This window comes from Polaromonas sp. P1_G4 (assembly GCF_056405475.1).
On record NZ_JBFUCA010001062.1, the window covers coordinates 1 to 536 of the forward strand.

The window sequence follows — 536 nt, forward strand, 5'->3', positions numbered from 1 at the left end:
CTCGAGGTCTGCATAGGAAAGGCCAAGGTAAGCAACAGATTCATCATGCTGGGCAGCAGTGACTTTAAGTTCACTGGCCAGCCTCTCTCCGTGCGCGCGTGCGCACAGATCGGTGTCTCTGAGAAGATCGCGAAAGCCTATGGCTTCAATACCGCTGCGCACCACCTCCGGCGCAGCCGTTGTCAACGCCAGATACAGCGGCCGGGCCAGACCCAGCTCTTTCACGCGCCGCGCCACCGGCAATAAGGCCTTGACATGCCCACCCCCGTAAGAAACAAAAAGCCAGCGCGGCAACTGGTCTGTCATCTCCGGTTCCCTCCCGAAAATTCCGGCTCGATGGTTCCGGCACCGGCTTCCCACACCGCCAGCGCCGCAAGGGCCCGTAACTCACGTGTATAGTTTTTTCTGCCATCCCGGTGCTGTACGAGCATGCCGTCAACCACCGGCCATTGCATCGTTTCAGCAATCAACGGGCTGTCCTGGAGGGTCCGGCGCAACCAGGCGTAAGACTCGCCGCGGAACCAGTCGCCGATAGG

The 536-nt window shown here is 60.4% G+C and carries 1 protein-coding gene and 1 pseudogene; both read right to left on the reverse strand.

Annotated features, from left to right (window positions below; genetic code table 11):
- The coding region (locus tag AC1D1X_RS25370) for a hypothetical protein (protein WP_477699646.1) at window positions 1–306 on the reverse strand (306 nt) is incomplete at its 3' end.
- A pseudogene (locus AC1D1X_RS25375) lies at window positions 303–536 on the reverse strand (hypothetical protein); the annotation flags it as partial. The gene AC1D1X_RS25370 and the pseudogene AC1D1X_RS25375, both read right to left, overlap by 4 nt.